The organism is uncultured Winogradskyella sp. (assembly GCF_947495255.1).
Classification (GTDB): Bacteria; Bacteroidota; Bacteroidia; order Flavobacteriales; family Flavobacteriaceae; genus Winogradskyella.
In genome coordinates, this window is sequence record NZ_CANLYI010000005.1 from 186,697 (window position 1) to 207,002 (window position 20,306).

The window sequence follows — 20,306 nt, forward strand, 5'->3', positions numbered from 1 at the left end:
ATTGAAATCGACAGCTGTAACTATAAAAGAAATTTCATCTTTATCCGGATATTCAATATCTACGGTATCTAAGGCTTTAAATAATAAGCTTGAGATAAGTAAGGCTACGCGAGAAACAATTAAAACTATAGCAAAGCAGCATAATTATGTTCCTAATAATTATGCTGTTTCACTTAGAATGCAAAAAACGGGTTCTATTGCTGTTATTTTACCAGAAGTTACACAAGCTCGTTATGGGCACTCACTTTGCCATTTGCAAAAGTCTGCTGAAATCTTAGGTTATAGAATTCTATTTTATCAGTCATTTAACTGTAATACAAAAGAGTTAAATTATATTAAGAGTCTCAGTGATGGCTCTATTGATGGGATTATTGTTATTTCATCTAATAACAAATCAAAATCACAATTCGAGAATAATTCATTTCCTATAGAGTTTCTTTATTTAACGGCAGATTCCTCACTCGATGAAATAAAGCAACAATCCTATAAAAGTTTAACTAACGTTTTAAAAGGGTAAAGTCTCTATTCTATTATAAATTTAAAAACCTTACTTTTTTGTTTCACATTTATTATGGAAATAAAATACAAGCTCGGTTCTAGATTAGAAACATCTATTTTATTCTAAGAAGGTTGATTTATTAATTTAATTATTATACCTGTACTATTATATATTTTAATACTTTCAAGATTGTTTAATTCTAAATTTTTGAAGGAAATAATATCTTTTACAGGATTTTGAATTAAGCTAATTTCTTCCGTTTGTTCTTCAAAATCAAAATTAGATAACAAATCTATTTCTTCAATACTAAAATCGTTAAATAGAATATTTTCATCTCTTAGATTACTTACGTTATTTAGACTTCGGTATATTCCCTATTTTGGTCTAGCTATAGTTGCTCCATCTTGCCAAGTATCCATGTTTTCATTATTATAACTTAATATTGTTGTATTGTCAGATATGCTTTTTACCTCAATAGAATAACTGCCGTTATTACCAAAACTAATTAACTCTGTTACTTGTAGCCATTGACCTTTAAAAAGAGATAAATCTGCTGTTTCAATAGTGCTTTGACTATCGGTTGGAGAATATCTTAACTCCATTCGGTCAGGAGTTGCTTTTCTGGCAGTAAGAGTTATTAGAGGTATTGATGCATAAGGACCACTGACTGATTTTATTTGGTACAGATGTGTGAAACTTGTTGAGGGCTGAAAATTAATGTCTAATTTAAATTTCCATTTGTACTCAACAGTTTCTCCTTCTATAGCCTTTAAATTATCTGGAGACGAATTATAAGTTTTAATTTCCGTTCGTTGTCGGTCAAAGTTTACGCAACGGTCATTATCTTGAGTTGTATGTGCTATAAAACGAAAAACATTTATATTTAATTCGGTATCAAAAAATTCATCAATATGTCTGCCAAAATCGGTGTGAGCACAATCTTGTACTTCTACTACGTTTTGTCCAGGTGCCAAAACTGCATTGATATCTTCATAAGTATTTCCGGTACCATTTGCACTTAAAATAATTTGTGCAGGTATGACTGCTATATTAAGATAAATAACGAGCAAAACAATTAATTTACTTTTTATACTAAAGTTTTTAATGAGTTAACTATTAGAAAATAATTTAGCCTACAACAATTTGGATTATACAGAACTCAATTATTTTTAGTTAAATTATTGCTTTCTCTATAATAATCAGCTTTATTTTTAGTATTTATTGTTAAAAAATGATATTTTTTTGCTAATTCTATTCTAATAGGGTAATTGTGTGTTTTTTTTCCTATATTTGGTTGACCAGTTTGGTAAACCAATAATTTAAGTAATATTTTTTAACTTAATTAACTGTTATTGAGTTGGGTATGTCTTTTTTAAACAATAACTAATAAAAACAATAATTATGAAAACAAAACTACTTTTTACAAAACAAACAAAAACATTTTACATCTTATTGGTGTTCAGTTTGTGTTTTAATTACGGTTGGAGTCAAAATCTTATGTTAAACCCTACGTGCGATGATCACACAAGTAGTACAGGTGATAATGCAGATGCTTATGATATGACTCCTAATAATACAATATTGGATGAAAGTGATCCAGCTGTTGAAATAGATAGCCCTTATCAGCTTATTTGGGATAATGATGCTTTAGAAGATGCTTTAGAAATTAAATACCTTGGAATGGCAGGTTCTCTAGATGAACAACCAGGATCAACAAGTAGTGGAAATAACGGAACAAGAGGTGTTAAGTTATATGACGATGGAAATCCCGCTATAACTGGAAGTTCTCGCCGTTTATATCAGAAGGTAGAGGGACTTACAATTGGTGCTAATTATATTTTTTCAGTTGACTCACGTTCTGAAGCAGCAGGTACTGATTCAGAAGTATATATTTTAAATACTGAAATAATGAATGAAGATGGTATTGATGCCAATGGTGCTGCTGATGCAAGTGTTGATGGTTATATGGATATCATAGCTGCTGATGAATGGGCAACGTTTACGACAGTTTCTTTTACTGCAACAAATACTTTTGCTGTGGTTTATGTTAGATCTCTAGGATCTATTAATGGTGAAACTGAAGTATTTTATGACAATTTTTCGTTAGTTGCAGATCCAACTGCTTCTGTAAGTGATGTTTTCGCTTCTAAAATTAGGGTATACCCTAATCCAGCTACAGACAATATTACAATCAAGTCTGTAGATCAATCACAAATTGATTCTGTAGAGTTATATAATATTCTTGGTTCAAAAGTATTATCTACTACAAGTTTAGTTAATGATTCATTAAATGTATCTGAAATGGCTTCTGGTGTTTACTTATTAAAAGTTAATGTTGGTACTCAATCGGCAACAAAGAGAATTGTTATTGAATAAATAACAATTTAAAATATTACAAAAAGGGTAGCTTAATATTTGAGTTACCCTTTTTTATTTAAATTGCTAACTGAAAAGCAAACATTATTAAGAAACTATTAATTAAAAACAAATAATCTGAAAAAGGCTATACAATACATGATAATTAGTGCACTTGCATTTACATTTTTAAATGTTTTTGTGAAGTCATTAAATAATTTTAGCGTCTATCAAATTGTATTCTTTAGAGCTTTAGGCTCCTTGTTTTTTACCATTCCATTTTTATTGAAAAACAAGATTTCCTTATTAGGAAATAAACGTGGATTAATGATAATGCGAAGTGTTGTTGGTCTTATTTCTATGACTTTGTTTTTTATGTCTATAAAATATATTGCTATGGGAACAGCAGTTTCTTTACGATATATAGCGCCAATATTTGCAACGTTTTTTGCGTTGTTTATTCTAAAGGAAAAGATAAAACCCATTCAATGGTTTTTCTTTGCAATCGCCTTTGCTGGTGTTTTAATTCTGAAAGGTTTTGATGATAGTGAAGTTGAAATTGTAGGTGTTCTATTAGCGTTAACTTCAGCTTTATTTGCAGGTTTCGTTTATATCTTTATTCGGAAAATTGGTGATGCTGATCATCCTGTTGTTATCGTAAATTACTTCATGATTATTTCAGCAGTAATTGGTGGGTTGTTATCCATTAATAATTGGGTAACTCCAGTAGGACAAGAATGGTTGATACTTATGAGCCTAGGTGTTTTTGGCTATTTTGCTCAATTGTATATGACCAAAGCCATGCAGGTAGGAGAAACAAATCAAGTTGCACCTTTAAAATATCTAGAAGTTATTTTTACAATAATTATTGGCTTAGTTTGGTATAAAGAAGTGTACACTATCTGGAGTATTGTAGGTGTATTATTAATTGTTTCTGGTTTAACTTTAAACGTTATAACTAAGAAAAAAGCCTAATATTTAAAACAATTCCGAAGCAATAGCTTTTACGTTGTCACTTTTTCCCATAGAGTAGTAGTGCAATACTGGTACGCCTGCTTTTTGTAACTCCTTAGACTGTTCAATTGCCCATTCTACACCAACTTGCCTTACTTGTTGGTTGGTTTTGCAACCATCAACAGCATCAATTAAATCTTCAGGTAAATCAATTTTAAATACTTGTGGTAATAGTTGTAAATGCCGTTTTACGGCAAGCGGTTTTATACCTGGTATTATAGGTACATTTATGCCTTCTGCTTTCGCGGCTTCTACAAACTCAAAATACTTATTATTATCAAAAAACATTTGAGTAACTACATAATCAGCACCTGCATCTACTTTTTGTTTGAGACGTTTTAAATCGGTCTTAAGAGATGGTGCTTCTAAATGTTTTTCTGGGTAACCAGCAACACCAATACAAAAATCAGATTTGCCATCAACTTCCATAACATCATGTAAATATTGACCTTTATTTAGATTTTGAATTTGTCCAACTAAATCTTTTGCAAACTGATGTCCACCATTAGAAGCTTCAAAATATTGCTGATGTTTCATGGCATCACCACGCAAAGCCATAACATTATTAATCCCTAGGTAATGACAATCTACCAACAAGTATTCTGTTTCTTCTTTTGTAAAACCACCACACAATACATGCGGAACGGTATCTACATCATATTTATGCTTTATAGCCGCGCAAATACCAACAGTTCCTGGTCGCATACGTGTAATTTTTCGGTCCAAAAGACCTTCTTTCTCAATATATAGATATTCTTCTCGCGAGGTGGTAACATCTATAAAAGGCGGATTGAATTCCATTAAAGGCTCAATATTATTATAGAGTTGCTGAATGCTATTTCCTTTTTTTGGTGGAATTATTTCAAAGGAAAATAGCGTTTTTCCGTTAGCGTTTTTGATGTGTTCTGTTACTTTCATACTATTGCCTGCGAAAGCAGGTATCTCTTTAATGTTTAATCTTATTTATTGACCTGCAAGGTTTTTGAAACCTGCAAGGTCTACAATCATAATTCTATTAATCTGCAATATTTGGACTCAACCATTTAGTTGCTTCTTCATTTGAAATGTTTCTTCGTTTAGAATAATCTTCAATTTGGTCTTCTTTAATCTTTCCAAGACCAAAATATTTAGCCTCAGGATTCCCCAAATAATAACCGCTTACACTTGCAGCTGGCCACATGGCTAAACTTTCTGTAAGCTTAACTCCGATATTTTCTTCGACATTTAAAAGTTTCCATATAGTTGTCTTTTCTAAATGGTCTGGACAAGCAGGATAACCAGGTGCTGGTCGTATTCCTTTGTAGTTTTCCTTAATTAAATCGTCGTTAGATAAGTTTTCGTCATTAGTATAATTCCAATGTTTAGTTCTTACTTCCTTATGTAAATATTCTGCAAAGGCTTCAGCTAATCTATCAGCTAATGCTTTAATCATAATCGAATTATAATCATCGTGTTCTGCCTCAAATTTTGCTGCTAATTCTGCTGTTCCAAATCCGGTAGATACACAGAAGCATCCCATGTAATCTTGTTTTCCTGAGGCTTTCGGTGCAATAAAGTCTGATAAGGCGATGTTTGGTTTGCCTTCAGATTTTTTAGATTGCTGACGAAGAGTTAAGAATTTATAAATTTCTTCTTTGTTCTCGACTGCGCTCGAACTGGCAGAAGAAATCTCAATATCATCATCATTAACCGTATTGGCTTCAAACAATCCAAAAATGGCTTTCGCTTTTAATAACTTTTCGTCAAAAATACGTTTTAGTAAAACTTGTGCATCAGCAAACAATTCTGTGGCTTGTTCGCCAACAACAGTGTCTGTTAATATATCTGGATATTTGCCATGTAAATCCCAACTTCTAAAAAAAGGTGACCAATCAATAAATTCTTCAAGTTTAGTGATGTCGAAATCATCTATAATTTGAATACCTAATTGTTTTGGTTTTACAATTTCAGACGTATTCCAATCGATTTTGAACTTGTTTTTCCTGGCATCAGAAATCGTCAAATATTCCTTTTTTCTAGTACGTTTTAAGAATTGTTCACGGAAGGCATCATACTCTTCACGAATCTGATTTTTATATATTTTGCTGTCTTTTTTGAGTAAATCTCCAACGACGGTTACTGCTCTAGAAGCATCATTTATATGAACAACAGTATTGTTATAATGAGGTGCGATTTTTACGGCAGAATGTGCTCTAGATGTTGTTGCGCCACCAATAATAAGTGGGATTTCTACATTTTGTTTTTCGAGTGCTTTAGAGACGTAAACCATTTCATCTAGTGAAGGCGTAATTAAGCCACTCAACCCAATGATGTCTACTTTTTCTCTAATCGCTGTTTCAATGATTTTTTCTGGTGGCACCATCACACCAAGGTCAATAATTTCGTAATTGTTACAACCTAATACCACGCTTACAATATTCTTTCCAATATCATGAACGTCTCCTTTAACGGTCGCCATTAATATTTTACCTGCAAATTCTTGTTTACCGTCTTTTTCAGCTTCAATATAAGGTTGCAGATAAGCAACCGCTTTTTTCATTACTCGTGCAGATTTTACTACTTGAGGTAGAAACATTTTACCGCTTCCAAATAAATCGCCAACTACATTCATACCAATCATTAAATGACCTTCTATGACATGTATTGGTTTATCTGCTGCTAATCGTGCTTCTTCAACATCTTCCAAGATAAAGGCATCTATTCCTTTTACTAAAGCGTGCGTAATTCTATCTTGTAAAGCGTCGCTTCTCCATTCTAGGACTTTGTCTTCTTGTTCTTTTTTCTGTCCTTTTACCGATTCGGCATAATCTAAAAGGCGTTCAGTTGCATCATCACGTCTATCAAATAAAACATCTTCTACACGTTCTAATAAATCTTTGTTTATTTCATCGTAAACTTCGAGCATGGTTGGGTTAACAATACCCATATTCATCCCATTTTTAATCGCATGATACAAAAAAGCTGAGTGCATGGCTTCACGAACGATGTTGTTTCCTCTAAACGAAAACGAGACATTACTCACACCTCCAGAAACATTAGCATGAGGTAAATTTTCTCTAATCCATTTGGTAGCTTCAAAAAAGTCGAGCGCATTTCTGCGATGCTCATCCATACCTGTTGCAACAGGAAATATGTTTGGGTCAAAGATAATATCTTGAGCAGGAAATTTAAGTTCGTTAACCAAAATATGATATGAGCGCTTACAAATTTCTATCCGTCTATCATAATTATCGGCTTGGCCGTCTTCATCAAAAGCCATAACAACTACTGCAGCGCCATAACGTTTAATCAGTTTTGCATGATGTTTAAATTGCGTTTCACCTTCTTTTAAACTAATAGAATTAACCACGCATTTTCCTTGAGCCACTTGCAAACCAGCTTCAATAATTTCCCATTTAGAACTGTCTATCATTAATGGAATTCTAGAAATATCTGGCTCTGAAGCTATAAGATTTAAAAAGGTAGTCATGGCATAAACACCATCTAACATGCCTTCATCCATATTAACATCAAGAATTTGTGCGCCTCCATCTACTTGGTCTCTGGCAACTTCTAAGGCTTCATCGTATTTTTCTTCTTTAATAAGACGAAGAAATTTTCGAGAACCTGTGACATTGGTTCGTTCTCCAACATTAATGAAGTTACTTTCTGGTGTTACCACTAAAGGTTCTAATCCAGATAAGGTTAAGTATTTCTTACAATCAGATTTTGCCATTATGCTAATTCTTGAATTAATCTTGGTTTGTAGTTCTTTGCCACGTCTGCAATAGCTTTGATGTGCTCTGGACTTGTTCCACAGCAGCCACCAATGATATTGATGAGGTCATCTTTTAGATACTCCTCAATATATTGTTGCATTTGTTTTGGTGTCTCATCATATTCTCCAAAAGCATTTGGTAATCCTGCGTTGGGATGTGCTGAGGTATAGAAATCAGTTTCGTTAGATAAACGCTGTAAATAAGGTTTTAACTGTTGCGCACCAAGAGCACAATTAAAGCCAACACTTAACAATGGAATATGAGATATCGAAGTTAAAAATGCTTCAACCGTTTGGCCAGATAACGTTCTGCCCGAAGCATCAGTTATCGTCCCAGAAACCATAATTGGAATATCAATATGTCGTTCTTCTTTGACTTCTTCAATAGCGAATAAAGCCGCTTTTGCATTTAAAGTATCAAAAATAGTTTCCACTAAAAGTAAATCAGCACCTCCATCAATTAACGCTTCTACTTGTTGCTTATACGCAATTCTTAACTCGTTAAAGGTAATGGCTCTATATTCTGGTCGGTTAACATCTGGTGATAAACTTGCCGTTTTGTTTGTTGGTCCAATACTGCCAGCAACAAAACGCGGTTGATCAGGATTTTCTTTTGTGAATTTGTCTGCCACTTCTCTCGCGATTTTAGCAGATTCAAAATTCAACTCGTAAACTAAATCTTCCATATCATAATCTGCCATGGCAATTGTAGTCCCAGAAAAGGTGTTGGTTTCCACGATGTCAGCTCCAGCTTCAAAATATTTAGCATGAATTTCTGCAATAGCTTTCGGTTGGGTTAAGGATAGTAAATCGTTATTCCCTTTTAAAGGGGATGGGTAATCCTTAAAACGTTCACCTCTAAAATCTTCTTCCGAGAAATTATATTGCTGAAGCATGGTTCCCATGGCCCCATCGAGAACTAATATGCGTTTTTGTAATTCGTCTTTTATATTGCTCATAGTATATGTTTGTTCTCGATATAATTTTATTCCGATGTCATAAAATCACTCGAACTGACGTTAATTTTCTAATGCCTGTTTTAAATCGTTAATAATATCTTCAGGATGTTCTAAACCAACAGATACTCTAATTAATCCAGAAGTAATTCCTGTTTCTAAACGAACCTCTTTTGGTATTTTAGCATGTGTTGTAGAAGCAGGATGTGTAACTATTGTTCTGGTATCTCCTAAATTTGCAGAAAGCGATAATAACTTAATGGCGTTTAGAAATTTTCTACCAGCTTCAATGCCACCTTTTATTTCAAAAGCAACGACGTTTCCGCCTAGTTTCATTTGTTTTTTTGCTAATTGGTATTGTGGATGCGATTTTAGAAATGGATATTTTACAAAATTCACATGGTCGTTAGCCTCTAAAAATGTGGCTACTTTTAATGCATTTTCACAATGTCTATCAATTCTAACCGGTAAAGTTTCTAAACTTTTTGATAAAACCCATGCGTTAAAAGGCGATAATGCAGGACCTGTATTTCTAGAAAATAGATAGATTTTTTGAATTAAATCTGCACTACCAACAGTGACACCTCCCAAAACTCGACCTTGTCCATCCATTAATTTTGTAGCAGAATGAATCACTAAATCTGCACCAAATTTTATAGGCTGCTGTAAGTATGGTGTTGCAAAACAATTATCTATAATAAATATAAGATTGTGCTTTTTTGCAATGTCGCCTAAACGTTGTAAATCTAAAATATCTACAGCAGGATTTGTTGGACTTTCAGCATAAATCACTTTCGTATTGGGTTGAATTAGACTTTCAATAGTATCTAATTCATCAATTTTAAAGTAGCTTGTTGAGATATTCCACTTAGGTAATATGTTATTAAATAAGGTTTGTGTAGAACCAAAAATACTTCGAGATGAAATAACATGGTCATCAGAATTTAATAAAGCTGCAAATGTTGAAAACACAGCAGACATACCAGAAGCAAAGGCGTAGCCACGTTCTGCACCTTCCATTTTACAAACTTTTTCTACAAATTCTGATGTATTTGGATTAGAGTAACGACTGTATATATTACGTTCTTTTTCATCTGCAAATGAAGCGCGCATATCTTCAGCATCTTCAAAGACGTAACTCGATGTTAAATATAAAGGGCTAGAATGTTCTAGATATTGCGAACGCTCAATTTGTGTTCTTATAGCTTCTGTTTCTATGTGTTTTGAACTCATTTTTGTTTTACTTAGTTTTATGATAAACCAAAAATCAAATGCGTCAATATTTGACGTGTAAATAGAAAAATGTTAATTAGAAATTTAATTACACTAGTGTAATTACATAAGGTTATCTATCCAATTAAACGATAAATGAATCGGTAATTTAGTAGAATTTAGCACCTTCTTAATAAGTTTAAGGGTTGCTAAGGCTTCAATGGGTCTAATCCCTCTGCCTTTCTTGATAACATCTCAATAAGTTATTTGAACTTTGTGAAATACAATATTCCGAAAGAAAATGACAAAAAACAAACATTATTCACTTTATTTTAACAAAATCGTATAAGCTTTTAATTGTAACTTTGACTTTCCCAAAGAATTAATTATGTTAGATGATTTCTGGTTTAATGTTCAATATGGCATGAACCACGTTTTAGATATTAATGGTTACGACCATGTCCTTTTTTTAATGGTTTTAGCCGTTCCTTACCTTTTTAAAGATTGGAAACGTGTGCTTTTACTCGTTACCATGTTTACTTTAGGGCATACGTTATCCTTAGTGTTAGCAGCTTATAGTATTGTAACGGTTAACGGAAAATTAGTAGAATTTTTAATACCTGTAACCATTTTAATTGCTGCAATTTATAATGTATTTACTACCGGAAAAAAAGCAAAATCGAATAAGATAGGCTTGCTGTTTTTTACGACTTTATTTTTTGGGCTTGTACATGGATTAGGTTTTGCAAGAGAATTTAAAATGTTTTCTGGTCAATCTGAAAATAAATTAGAATTGCTCATAGAATTTGCATTAGGTATAGAACTTGCTCAAGTTATCATTGTATTTGTCGTCTTATTTATTGGGTTTTTATGTCAAACCATATTTCGAGTAACACGTCGCGATTGGGTAATGGTAATCTCAGCTATGGTAGCCGGATTAGTGATTCCGATGATTTTGGGAAGCGAATTACTCAGTAATACATAAAGTTTGGTTAAATTTTACAGATAGTAAATTGGTTATAAAATACTAACCGTTTATATTCGTTACTTACAAGTGTACTTGGTACAAGAACAAATCTTTTAATGTCAGATATAAAACAATTACGTTACGATAAAGCCTATTTACGCATTGCAAAAGAATGGGGGAAATTATCCCATTGCAAACGCAAACAAGTTGGAGCACTTATAGTAAAAGATAGAATGATCATTTCTGATGGTTACAATGGTACACCAACAGGTTTTGAAAACTATTGTGAAGATGATGAAGGTTATACCAAATGGTATGTCTTACATGCTGAGGCGAATGCCATTTTAAAAGTGGCTTCATCTACGCAATCTTGTAGAGGTGCAACTTTATATATTACTTTGTCTCCATGTAAGGAATGTAGTAAGTTAATTCATCAAGCAGGTATTGTAAGGGTGGTTTATCATGAAGGCTATAAGGATTGTTCTGGAATTGATTTTCTTGAAAAAGCAGGAATTGAACTAGAACTTATAGAAGACTTAAAAGCTTAATGGCAACAAAAAATAAATACATACCACTTATTATAGGTGTTGCAATTGCAGCAGGTGTGATTATAGGTGGTAGATTAAATTTTTCAGATACTTCAGATAATCTTTTTTCTACCAATAGTAAAAAGGATAAGCTCAACAGGTTAATAGATTATATAGATTACGAATACGTTGAAGAGGTAAATACAGATAGCATTGTTGACGTTACGGTTAATGGTATTTTAAACAATCTCGATCCACATTCATCTTACATTCCAAAGGAAGATTTAGAGCGCATTACCGAAAACATGAAAGGTAATTTTGTTGGTATTGGTATTAATTTTTATCCCTATAAAGATACCATTGCTGTTGTAAAACCTACAGAAGGTGGTCCAAGTGAACGTGCTGGTATAATGAGTGGAGATCGCATATTATATGCAGATGGAGATACGCTTTATGGTCGTAAAATTGATAACGAATTATTAGGCGAAAAGCTTAGAGGAGAAAAAAACAGTAAAGTTAAACTTACGGTTTTTAGAAAAGGAGAAGATGATTTATTAGAGTTTGAAGTAAGACGTAAAGAAATTCCTATTAAAAGTATAGATGCAGCCTATATGCTTACGGATGATTTAGGATATATAAAAATGAATCGTTTTGCTGAAACTACTTTTAAAGAATTTAAAGAAGCTTTAGATGAACTTAAAGATTTAGGAGCAGAGAAATTAGCTTTAGATTTAAGAGATAATCCTGGTGGCTTTTTAGGCATCGCAGAACAAATTGCAGACGAATTTTTAGTAGATGATAAACTCATTTTATTTACAAGAGATAAAAAAGGAAGAGAAGAGAGAACGTATGCAACAAGTCGTGGTGATTTTGAAGAAGGAGAAATTTATATTTTAATTAATGAGAATTCAGCTTCAGCAAGTGAAGTTATTGCAGGTGCACTTCAAGATAATGATAAAGGAATTATAGTTGGAAGGCGTTCTTACGGAAAAGGTTTAGTACAACGCGAAATGTCTTTAGGTGACGGAAGTGCTGTAAGATTAACCGTTTCTAGATATTATACACCAACAGGTCGTTCCATTCAAAAACCTTATGTCAATGGTGCTAATGAAGATTATTACAGTGATTATCTAAAAAGATTAAGAACGGGAGAATTAGCAGATGAAGGCAGTATTGAAGTAGACGACTCCTTAAAGTTTACAACACCAAAAGGAAAAGTGGTTTATGGAGGAGGAGGCATTATACCAGATGTATTTGTGCCAGTAGATCGTTTGTTTGATAATGAAACAATAAACTATTTAAGAAGACGTGGTCATTTTGGCTATTTTGTGTTTGAAGAATTAGACAAAGACAGAACCATTTATCAAAATATTTCCAAGTATGATTTTATTAATAATTTTGAAGTTAGCGATGATATTGTCGTGAATTTTCAAAATTATGTTAATAAAAGAGAGCGAACAGATATCACATTTGTAGCCTATAATGATGAAATAAGACGCATTATAAAAGCAACCTTAGCACGACAATTATTTGACGATAATGCTTTTGAAGAGATTATAAATAAAGAAGATATTATGGTGCAAGAAGTGATACTCTTAAGCGCTGAAAATCCAAATTTTATTCAAGATTAAAGGTTACTAAATTTTATCGTGTACTTTGGTGTGTTTACCGTTATTCCAAAGGGTTAAAATATCAGTAGCTACATGTGCGCCACTTCCACTAGCTATAGCAAATTGACTTCTCCAACCCGCTAAAGTGCCAGCAACATATAAGTTTTTTTCAATAAGATGGTCTGTGTTTTTTAACCAAATTCTATCTTTTTCTATTACAGCTCTTGGATGAGGTTCTATATAGCTTTCTAAACCATTTATAGTCATTAAATTGGTGTAACCAACAGCGATAACTACAATTTTAGAATTGTAAGTATTTTTATTTGTCTCAATTGTAAAGCCTTCATTGTTTTTTGTTACTGAAACTACCTTTTCATTATCAATTTGATTAATGTGAGGATAAACCGAGTTGAGTTGATCTTTACCTTGTTCTAAAATGTCACTACCAAGTGTGCCTGGTTGTAACCCTAAAACATTATTAAATAATGCATTTTGAAGATGTGATGTCTTTTGGTGTGTTATAATACCAATACGTTTTCCTTCTGCAAAAGGTTTGTTTTTTGCAGAGCCCAAAACCAAAGCACAAGATAAACCAGCTGCTCCACCACCAATAATTAAAGCATCAAAATTCATTATCGTTTTTTACTTAATTTCTCAATCTTCTTTGAAACTCTTAGGATTTGTAATAATAGAATCGCACAAAGTGCTGCTACTATTGTAATCAATGCTGTTTGACTTTCACCTTTAAGAAGGGCATTGAAATTTAATTTTGTAGCATTAAAAATAATAAGTGCAACTGCGATAACTGAAAAAATAATAGTGAATATCTTCATGTTTTAAAATAGTATTAGGCTAATAACTCCTTAATATTATGAGCAAATAGTTTTACTGCAATAGCTAACAAAATTACACCAAAAACTTTTCTTATAATTTTTATTCCGTTAGCACCAATAATATGTTCAATTTTTGATGATGTTTTTAACACAATATAAATTACAATTACGTTACAAACTACGGCGACAATAATATTTTCAATAGCAAATTCTGCACGTAAAGATAACAATGTTGTTAAACTTCCTGGACCTGCCATAAGGGGAAATGCTAAAGGAAATACTGAAGCAGTCATTGCGTCATGGTCATCATCTTTATAAAGTGTAATACCTAATACCATTTCTAAAGCAATAAAAAAGATGACAAATGCACCTGCTACAGCAAAAGAATTAACGTCTATACCAATTAGGTTTAAAAGACTCTTTCCTACAAACAGAAATATAATCATAATAACACCAGCTATAATAGATGCTTTTTCACTTTGTATATGGCCTACTTTTGTGCGTAAGTCTATTATAATTGGAATGTTTCCAATAATATCAATAACTGCAAAAAGAATCATAAAAGCTGTAAATATTTCTTTAAAATTTAATTCCATTTTTTTAATATTTTAAATTTAAATTATTCGTCTGAAATGAATTTTAATTGACTTAAATTCAAAGTGTTAATGCTTTGAGTTTTGATCAATTTCTGAAATTTTTTGCAAAGGTGCGATATTATTAAAGATTTTCAATATTAAATTACGATTAATAATAATTCAACTTTGATATAGCATAAGTTTGAGTATTTTTGTGGCATGTTTCAACTCGGAAAAACCATAGTTTCAGAAGATATTATAGAAAAAGATTTTGTTTGTAATCTTTCGGCTTGTAAAGGAGCGTGTTGCATTGATGGAGATGCAGGTGCGCCTTTAGCTGCAGATGAGGTAAAAATCTTAGAAGATATATATCCTAAAGTAAAACCATTTTTACGTCAAGAAGGTATTGATGCTATTGAAAAACAGGGTACATCAATAAAGACTGATTTTGATGAATTAGAAACACCTCTTATAAATGGAGCTGATTGTGCATATGTGATTTTTGATGAGAAAAACACTGCGCTTTGTGCAATAGAAGAAGCTTATAACCAAGGAGAGATTTCTTGGAAAAAACCTGTTTCTTGTCACTTGTATCCAATTAGAGTGAGAGAATACACCGAATTTTCTGGTGTTAATTACGATAAATGGGAAATTTGCGATGACGCCTGTACTTTGGGTAAAGAGTTGCAAGTACCTGTCTACAAATTTGTAAAAGAGGCCTTGATTAGAAAATTTGGAGAAGATTGGTATGCTGAGCTAGAGAAGGTTGCTGAGAGCATGAAAAAACAATAATCCTTTAATTTACCAGATTATTTTCTGGTTTTACAATATTTAGTTCCAACTATACATTTTCAATCAAAAGATTCATTAAAGTAACTTAATTTTCAGCTTAACCAATTAAATATCAGCTATGAAAATTAAGTTGTTTATGTTGTTAGCATTGTTATATGCTACTCAAACTACTGCTCAAATCACAAAAACAGAAGCCTTTGTCGTAGGTACAAAAATCGCATTTTATCCAAATCAATGTGGCAATTTAATTCCGGAAGCGACTGATAAACTTACATTTTGTGATAAAGCAAATAATCTTGGTGTTGTAGAGCGGAGTTATGGCTTAAATGATAGAGGTGTTAGACATATGCTACCTAATAATTATAACAATGATGAGTATTATGTTACTCGTAATGGATTGTCAATTAGAAATGCAGATGGTACTTGGGACAATATTCCAAATATTGCTATTCCTACATATAGTAGTCAAGGCGATTGGACCAATACAGCAAGTATTAGAAATGGACTAGTATTGCCAGATGGAAAGGTGATTATTCAAGCTTCAAATGCAAGTTATGGTTTTAATCTATATGATAGAGTGCAAAAAACGCTATCTCCTGTTAACTTCCCTGATAATAGATACCCATATTTATTTACCTATGATGCTTCTAGGTCTTTAACGTGGATCATCGCTTCTGGAGGTGGAGGTAATGGACGTTATTTGTTTTCATATGATGGCGTGAGTTTAACCTATGTATTAGAGCTTACTACCGCAGGTAATATTAGCGCTAGTGTAGATACTTCAACATTAATGTATAACGACAATCATTTATATGTTGGGAGTATAAATGGACTTTTTAAAATAGATGTTACAACTTTTTCGACAACAGCATATAATACTTTGTCAACGCCTAGCTTACCTTTTGATAGAGTAAACGATTTGCAATTTGATGCTGATGGTTATCTATGGTTAGCCCTCAGTAATAGTAGTTCTGATGGTGGATTAGTGAAATTTGATGTGGCGGATGATACCTACGATATGTATCAGTTAGTATCCGAAAGTAATGCGGCTGTTAATTATTCATTTCAGAATATAGCGATAAGTGATAGTAACGTAATATGGGCAAATGCATCTAATTACTCTGGTATCATGGAATTGTCATTTCTTGGGAATGTAGCAACTTGGAATTTACTCCCATTGACTGATTTTTCAACTTTGAGTGTTCCAATGACTTATAATCCGAGTGAAATTTATTATAGAAATAATCAATTTTATTTTACGTCTCTCGACTATTCTTCAGGAAGTAATGCTAATTATGAAGTTATAATTAATTCAAATGGGATATGGTCTGGTAGAAATGATAATGCAGACGGTAATCTGTCAAATAGAATGAACAGAAGGTTTACTGAAAATATGCCAGACAATAATGGAGGTGTATGGTGGTTTAATGGTTACGATGATGTGGTTGTTTATAGAGATGCTAATGACAATCATCAATTAATTGATATTGAAAACTTGAGTTTTATGGGTGTTGTAGATGATGATGATAAAGCGATTGTTAGAGGTGGAAGTCCTACTGAATTGAAAAAGATTGATTTCCCAAATGCAATTTCTTTTCAGGGACTTGCAAATCAAGCTACCGATATGAAACGTGTTGCAAATCAGATTTGGGTTTTTGATAAATCAAATAAAAGGATTGATGTTTATGAGGATGATACTTTGTTAAACTCTTATGATTTAGATGAAGATTGGTATCTAAGTGCCAACTATTTTGCGGTAGACGATAATGCAGATGTTTGGTTTATGAAGTATACAGGTACGTTAGACATAAAAAAGTTTAATATTTCTACACTTACATCTACTACCTTCGACATGTCATCTATTGGTAGTTTTACAATACAAAAAGTCGTAGCTGCTCCAAATGGAGGTGTTTGGTTTCTTGGTTCTACAGCCGCAATTTATGAAGAGTCAGGTGTGTTTTACGAATTTAAAGCTGCTGATTACCCTGAAATATATAACTTAAAAGATATCGTAATAGATACTAACGGAAAAGCGTATTTACTAAATAATGATAGTGCGTCAATTACAACAATAGAGAATCCGACGGATATAAATCCTACTATAACAAATGTTCGATTAGAAAATACAAATTCAATATTGCCAGCTTTAGATCATTACAGACCATTGGCTATAGCTATAGATAGTGAAGGTAGTATTTGGACACACGCTTCTATAACAGCTTTTAAACTTATAGACAGTGATTTTGCAACAGAGTATATTCCTTATCCAGATGTTTTGAGTGTTGAAAATGTAGGATTAAGTGCAGATTTAAATATATATCCAAATCCTGTAAAAAACAGAATCAACGTCGTTTCAAATCAATCCATAAATAGGCTTCAGCTTTTTGATGTTTTAGGAAAACGGGTGGCAGATGTAAGGTCATCAGATAATTTGGATGTAAGCCATTTAAATTCCGGTTTATACGTATTAAAAGTTAATACCGAAACTTCAGTATACACTCATAAAGTTTTAATTAATTAATCTAAAATTCTTCTCTCATGAAAACTTCAAGCATTTCAAAACCCATTTCATTTCTAATTTGCTTCTTTGTATTGCAATCTGCATTTGCACAATTCGGAAAAGCTAGTAAGGTAGAACTTCCTGACTCTTACTATTTCGATTATATCTATAAATTAAAAATGACTCATAAGAAAGGCGACATAACTTTTGACTATTATCTCAGTGAAGATGAAAGCTATTTTGGTTTTGATAGTGCTGAAATGAATAAAGGAAGTGAAGACACCAAAATATTTATGGTTATGGATGCAGATTTAGAAATTTCTGCAATGTTTATGGAAATGATGGGTAAAAATGTGGTTCAAAAAACAAAACTGAAAGCATCAGATTTTCAGTCAGAGGATGATATGTCTGATTACACGTTTACCGAAATAGACTCTAAAACAATTAATGGTTATGAGTGCGAAGGTTATGTAAGTGAGAATGATAAAGTTAAAATTACGTTTTATATAACAGACGATGTTCCGGTGAGTTTTAATAAAGCTTTTGGATCTAATGTAAAAAATATGCCTAAAGGATTTGATGCCTCTATAATGGAAAAATATGCAGAAAATGGCTTAATGATGGAAATGACCTATGAGGATAAAAAGAAATCTAAAAACAACATGACGATGCAATGTGTGGATTTAGTAGAAACAGATTTTTCTATAGATACTACAAAATATGGTTCAATGTTGGGTGCTTTTGGAGGTTAGACTCTATACTTTGCTTTTTAATTTGTTTGTAGGTATTAGTAGCGAAATTTTTGTTCCACTCGGAGAATTGTCCGTGTATAAATCTTCAATTTTTAAACTATAGCTATCCTCAAAAGATTCTGAAAAATTAGCTAACCTGGCTTTGGTAATATCAATACCAACTGAGTTTCTTTTTAGTTTCTTTTGTTCTTTTATTTTTTGAGATGCAATTCTACCAATGCCATTATCAACAATTTCTACAACAATAAATTTTGAAGATTTTTTAAAGACGTTTAATTCAATTTTTTTATTATCTGTCTTTGATGATAAGCCATGCCATAATGAATTTTCTAAAAATGGTTGAAGCACTAAAGATGGTATTTTGGTTATTTCAGTATTTATAGATGGATCAACATTAATTTTAAAATCTATTTCGTTAGAGAACCGAATGTTTTCAATATTCATGTAGAGTTTCATTGTTTCTAATTCATCTTCAAGAGAGGTTTCTTTTTCTTTTGAAGCCATTAAAATCTTTCGGATTAATTTTGAAAACTTATTGAGATAGTAAACCGCATTTTCTTTTTCATTATTAATGATGTAAAGCTTAATTGAATTTAAAGAGTTGAAAATAAAATGAGGATTCATTTGGCTTCGTAGCATATCTTGTTCTAAGGTTAAGATATGTTTGTCGCGTCTTAAGGCTTTAGTTCTATTCATTATAAATAAAATAGTTCCTAAAATAGCGATTAATAAAGAGGTGAATAATAATATATTTTTGTTACGTTCTAATCGTAGTCTTACAGCTTCGTTTTCTAGAGCTAAGGCTTTAATTTGGTTGTTTTTGTTTTCATTTTCATATTCAATAACAATGTCATTAACATACTGAAGGTTTTGTTCAGTTAAAATGGTGTTTTCTATTTCTACGGCTTTTTGATAATAGTCTAGTGCAACATCATATTTTTTATTCTTCTCGTTTATTTTAGAAAGTAATTTACTTGCGTCGGCAACAGAAGATTTAAGATTGTAAGAGCTGGCTATATTCAGTGCTTTTTTTAAGTTTTTTTCGGCAATAGAAAATTGATTTAACTGAAACTCTAGAGTTCCTAAATTAAGATAAGAAGATGTGATGTAAAACTGGTCATCTAAGTTTAGAGCTTTTTCTAAGGCTTCTCTAATAATCGGTTCGGCTTCTTCAAAATTTTCTTGCTTAAGGTAAATACCTCCAATACTATTGTAGCAAATAACACGACCAATTTCAGAATCTATAGCATTATTATAGTCTAATGATTTCTGATAATTAGTTAGTGCAGCACTTAAATTTCCTTTAGCTTCTTCGGCATAACCAATGTTATGATAATTAATAGCAAGACCTAATTTATTGTTGTCTTGTTCTTCAAGTTTAAGTGATTTGTCAAACTGAGTTATTGCTAAATCGTATTGCTTTAAAGCCATGTAGATATTACCAATACTATTTTGAGAAACAGCAATACTTCGTCTTATGGTGCTCGATGGATTAGTGGCAGAATAGGCAATTTTTAAGGCTTCTGTGTGGTAATCTAAAGCAGGTTTAATAACGTCCATGCGTCTATAGGCAACTCCAATCATGTTGAGGCTAATGATTTTTAATTCAACATTTTTAGCCGAGTCAGCATACTTCTGTGCATTTTCGTGATATTTAATAGAAGTGTTGTAATTAGAAATGTTTCTGTTTATAATACCTAATGCATTTAATGCATAACATGAGGCTGCGTAATAGTTGCTTGTTTTAGAATTCTTCAACAATTGTTTCATCTTTAAACTATCGCTCTCAAAAGGTTTTAGTATAGAATCTAATGTTGCGTATTGTGAAGGTTTGTGTTCTTTTATATAAGATAAAGTGTTTTGAAAAGTGGAATCTTGTGCATAAGCACTTAGGGCAAAACATAAAATAAAAAAACAAAAGCTAAATAGTTTATTTGGGGAATAAGATGTCATGTAC

The 20,306-nt window shown here is 32.2% G+C and carries 18 protein-coding genes and 1 riboswitch; of the genes, 9 read left to right on the forward strand and 9 right to left on the reverse strand.

Annotated features, from left to right (window positions below; translation table 11 throughout):
- Position 1: 1 nt before the first annotated feature.
- The gene (locus tag Q0807_RS09390; protein ID WP_299108975.1) at positions 2–517 is read left to right on the forward strand and encodes a LacI family DNA-binding transcriptional regulator; all 516 of its coding nucleotides are present in this window, start codon (positions 2–4) and stop codon (positions 515–517) included.
- Between the two features lie 356 nt (positions 518–873).
- Here the strand turns inward: Q0807_RS09390 and Q0807_RS09395 are convergent, their stop codons facing one another.
- Complete coding sequence (locus Q0807_RS09395; RefSeq protein WP_299108977.1) at positions 874–1,569, reverse strand: hypothetical protein; 696 nt, start codon at positions 1,567–1,569, stop codon at positions 874–876.
- Positions 1,570–1,900: 331 nt separating this feature from the next.
- Here Q0807_RS09395 and Q0807_RS09400 point away from each other — a divergent pair, with 331 nt between their 5' ends.
- Positions 1,901–2,875, forward strand: a complete 975-nt coding sequence (locus Q0807_RS09400; RefSeq protein ID WP_299108979.1) for a T9SS type A sorting domain-containing protein — start codon at positions 1,901–1,903, stop codon at positions 2,873–2,875.
- Positions 2,876–2,992: 117 nt separating this feature from the next.
- Complete coding sequence (locus tag Q0807_RS09405; protein ID WP_367180241.1) at positions 2,993–3,829, forward strand: DMT family transporter; 837 nt, start codon at positions 2,993–2,995, stop codon at positions 3,827–3,829.
- A gap of 3 nt (positions 3,830–3,832) precedes the next feature.
- On the opposite strand, the gene metF is transcribed toward Q0807_RS09405, so the two are convergent.
- From metF to Q0807_RS09425, 4 genes are all read right to left on the reverse strand, one after another.
- On the reverse strand, positions 3,833–4,786 hold the full coding sequence (gene metF, locus Q0807_RS09410; RefSeq protein ID WP_299108984.1) for a methylenetetrahydrofolate reductase [NAD(P)H]: 954 nt from the start codon (positions 4,784–4,786) through the stop codon (positions 3,833–3,835).
- Between the two features lie 97 nt (positions 4,787–4,883).
- Entirely contained in the window at positions 4,884–7,583 is a 2,700-nt protein-coding gene (gene metH, locus Q0807_RS09415) for a methionine synthase (RefSeq protein WP_299108986.1), read from the reverse strand.
- A complete protein-coding gene (locus Q0807_RS09420) occupies positions 7,583–8,584 on the reverse strand; it encodes a homocysteine S-methyltransferase family protein (RefSeq protein ID WP_299108987.1) in 1,002 nt (333 codons plus the stop codon). Before Q0807_RS09420 ends, metH begins: the two co-directional genes overlap by 1 nt.
- Positions 8,585–8,644: 60 nt before the next feature.
- Complete coding sequence (locus Q0807_RS09425) at positions 8,645–9,814, reverse strand: PLP-dependent aspartate aminotransferase family protein (protein WP_299108989.1); 1,170 nt, start codon at positions 9,812–9,814, stop codon at positions 8,645–8,647.
- Between the two features lie 109 nt (positions 9,815–9,923).
- A riboswitch (SAM riboswitch) is annotated at positions 9,924–10,047 on the reverse strand.
- A gap of 134 nt (positions 10,048–10,181) precedes the next feature.
- On the opposite strand from Q0807_RS09425, the gene Q0807_RS09430 reads away from it, so the two are divergent.
- From Q0807_RS09430 to Q0807_RS09440, 3 genes are all read left to right on the forward strand, one after another.
- Positions 10,182–10,778 carry a HupE/UreJ family protein gene (locus Q0807_RS09430; protein WP_299108991.1) on the forward strand — a complete coding sequence of 199 codons (597 nt, stop codon included), beginning with the start codon at positions 10,182–10,184 and terminating at the stop codon, positions 10,776–10,778.
- Between the two features lie 98 nt (positions 10,779–10,876).
- On the forward strand, positions 10,877–11,308 hold the full coding sequence (locus Q0807_RS09435; protein WP_299108994.1) for a dCMP deaminase family protein: 432 nt from the start codon (positions 10,877–10,879) through the stop codon (positions 11,306–11,308).
- On the forward strand, positions 11,308–12,918 hold the full coding sequence (locus Q0807_RS09440) for a S41 family peptidase (RefSeq protein ID WP_299108996.1): 1,611 nt from the start codon (positions 11,308–11,310) through the stop codon (positions 12,916–12,918). Before Q0807_RS09435 ends, Q0807_RS09440 begins: the two co-directional genes overlap by 1 nt.
- 6 nt (positions 12,919–12,924) lie before the next feature.
- Here Q0807_RS09440 and Q0807_RS09445 read toward each other — a convergent pair whose 3' ends face one another.
- The 3 genes from Q0807_RS09445 to Q0807_RS09455 are packed head-to-tail and all read right to left on the reverse strand — an operon-like array spanning position 12,925 to position 14,326.
- The gene (locus tag Q0807_RS09445) at positions 12,925–13,530 is read right to left on the reverse strand and encodes an NAD(P)-binding domain-containing protein (protein ID WP_299108998.1); all 606 of its coding nucleotides are present in this window, start codon (positions 13,528–13,530) and stop codon (positions 12,925–12,927) included.
- Positions 13,530–13,730, reverse strand: a complete 201-nt coding sequence (locus Q0807_RS09450) for a hypothetical protein (RefSeq protein ID WP_299109001.1) — start codon at positions 13,728–13,730, stop codon at positions 13,530–13,532. Before Q0807_RS09450 ends, Q0807_RS09445 begins: the two co-directional genes overlap by 1 nt.
- Positions 13,731–13,744: 14 nt before the next feature.
- On the reverse strand, positions 13,745–14,326 hold the full coding sequence (locus Q0807_RS09455) for a MarC family protein (protein WP_299109003.1): 582 nt from the start codon (positions 14,324–14,326) through the stop codon (positions 13,745–13,747).
- 198 nt (positions 14,327–14,524) lie between these two features.
- Here Q0807_RS09455 and Q0807_RS09460 point away from each other — a divergent pair, with 198 nt between their 5' ends.
- The 3 genes from Q0807_RS09460 to Q0807_RS09470 all read left to right on the forward strand — a co-directional run bounded on the left by Q0807_RS09460 (position 14,525) and on the right by Q0807_RS09470 (position 18,349).
- Positions 14,525–15,097, forward strand: a complete 573-nt coding sequence (locus Q0807_RS09460; protein WP_299109005.1) for a DUF3109 family protein — start codon at positions 14,525–14,527, stop codon at positions 15,095–15,097.
- A 118-nt stretch (positions 15,098–15,215) separates the two neighbouring features.
- Positions 15,216–17,618, forward strand: coding sequence for a T9SS type A sorting domain-containing protein (locus tag Q0807_RS09465; protein ID WP_299109007.1), 2,403 nt, complete (start codon positions 15,216–15,218; stop codon positions 17,616–17,618).
- Between the two features lie 17 nt (positions 17,619–17,635).
- Positions 17,636–18,349: a DUF4412 domain-containing protein gene (locus Q0807_RS09470; RefSeq protein ID WP_299109009.1), complete on the forward strand. Its 714-nt coding sequence runs from the start codon at positions 17,636–17,638 to the stop codon at positions 18,347–18,349.
- Between the two features lie 3 nt (positions 18,350–18,352).
- Here Q0807_RS09470 and Q0807_RS09475 read toward each other — a convergent pair whose 3' ends face one another.
- Positions 18,353–20,302: a tetratricopeptide repeat protein gene (locus tag Q0807_RS09475; protein WP_299109011.1), complete on the reverse strand. Its 1,950-nt coding sequence runs from the start codon at positions 20,300–20,302 to the stop codon at positions 18,353–18,355.
- Positions 20,303–20,306 lie beyond the last annotated feature (4 nt).

Excerpts from the sequence above, each read along its gene's own strand:
- Q0807_RS09400 (WP_299108979.1), top strand. The coding sequence starts at position 1,901 with ATGAAAACAAAACTACTTTTTACAAAACAAACAAAAACATTTTACATC.
- metF (WP_299108984.1), bottom strand. The coding sequence starts at position 4,786 with ATGAAAGTAACAGAACACATCAAAAACGCTAACGGAAAAACGCTATTT.
- metH (WP_299108986.1), bottom strand. The coding sequence starts at position 7,583 with ATGGCAAAATCTGATTGTAAGAAATACTTAACCTTATCTGGATTAGAA.
- Q0807_RS09420 (WP_299108987.1), bottom strand. The coding sequence starts at position 8,584 with ATGAGCAATATAAAAGACGAATTACAAAAACGCATATTAGTTCTCGAT.
- Q0807_RS09425 (WP_299108989.1), bottom strand. The coding sequence starts at position 9,814 with ATGAGTTCAAAACACATAGAAACAGAAGCTATAAGAACACAAATTGAG.
- Q0807_RS09430 (WP_299108991.1), top strand. The coding sequence starts at position 10,182 with ATGTTAGATGATTTCTGGTTTAATGTTCAATATGGCATGAACCACGTT.
- Q0807_RS09435 (WP_299108994.1), top strand. The coding sequence starts at position 10,877 with ATGTCAGATATAAAACAATTACGTTACGATAAAGCCTATTTACGCATT.
- Q0807_RS09440 (WP_299108996.1), top strand. The coding sequence starts at position 11,308 with ATGGCAACAAAAAATAAATACATACCACTTATTATAGGTGTTGCAATT.
- Q0807_RS09445 (WP_299108998.1), bottom strand. The coding sequence starts at position 13,530 with ATGAATTTTGATGCTTTAATTATTGGTGGTGGAGCAGCTGGTTTATCT.
- Q0807_RS09450 (WP_299109001.1), bottom strand. The coding sequence starts at position 13,730 with ATGAAGATATTCACTATTATTTTTTCAGTTATCGCAGTTGCACTTATT.
- Q0807_RS09455 (WP_299109003.1), bottom strand. The coding sequence starts at position 14,326 with ATGGAATTAAATTTTAAAGAAATATTTACAGCTTTTATGATTCTTTTT.
- Q0807_RS09460 (WP_299109005.1), top strand. The coding sequence starts at position 14,525 with ATGTTTCAACTCGGAAAAACCATAGTTTCAGAAGATATTATAGAAAAA.
- Q0807_RS09465 (WP_299109007.1), top strand. The coding sequence starts at position 15,216 with ATGAAAATTAAGTTGTTTATGTTGTTAGCATTGTTATATGCTACTCAA.
- Q0807_RS09470 (WP_299109009.1), top strand. The coding sequence starts at position 17,636 with ATGAAAACTTCAAGCATTTCAAAACCCATTTCATTTCTAATTTGCTTC.
- Q0807_RS09475 (WP_299109011.1), bottom strand. The coding sequence starts at position 20,302 with ATGACATCTTATTCCCCAAATAAACTATTTAGCTTTTGTTTTTTTATT.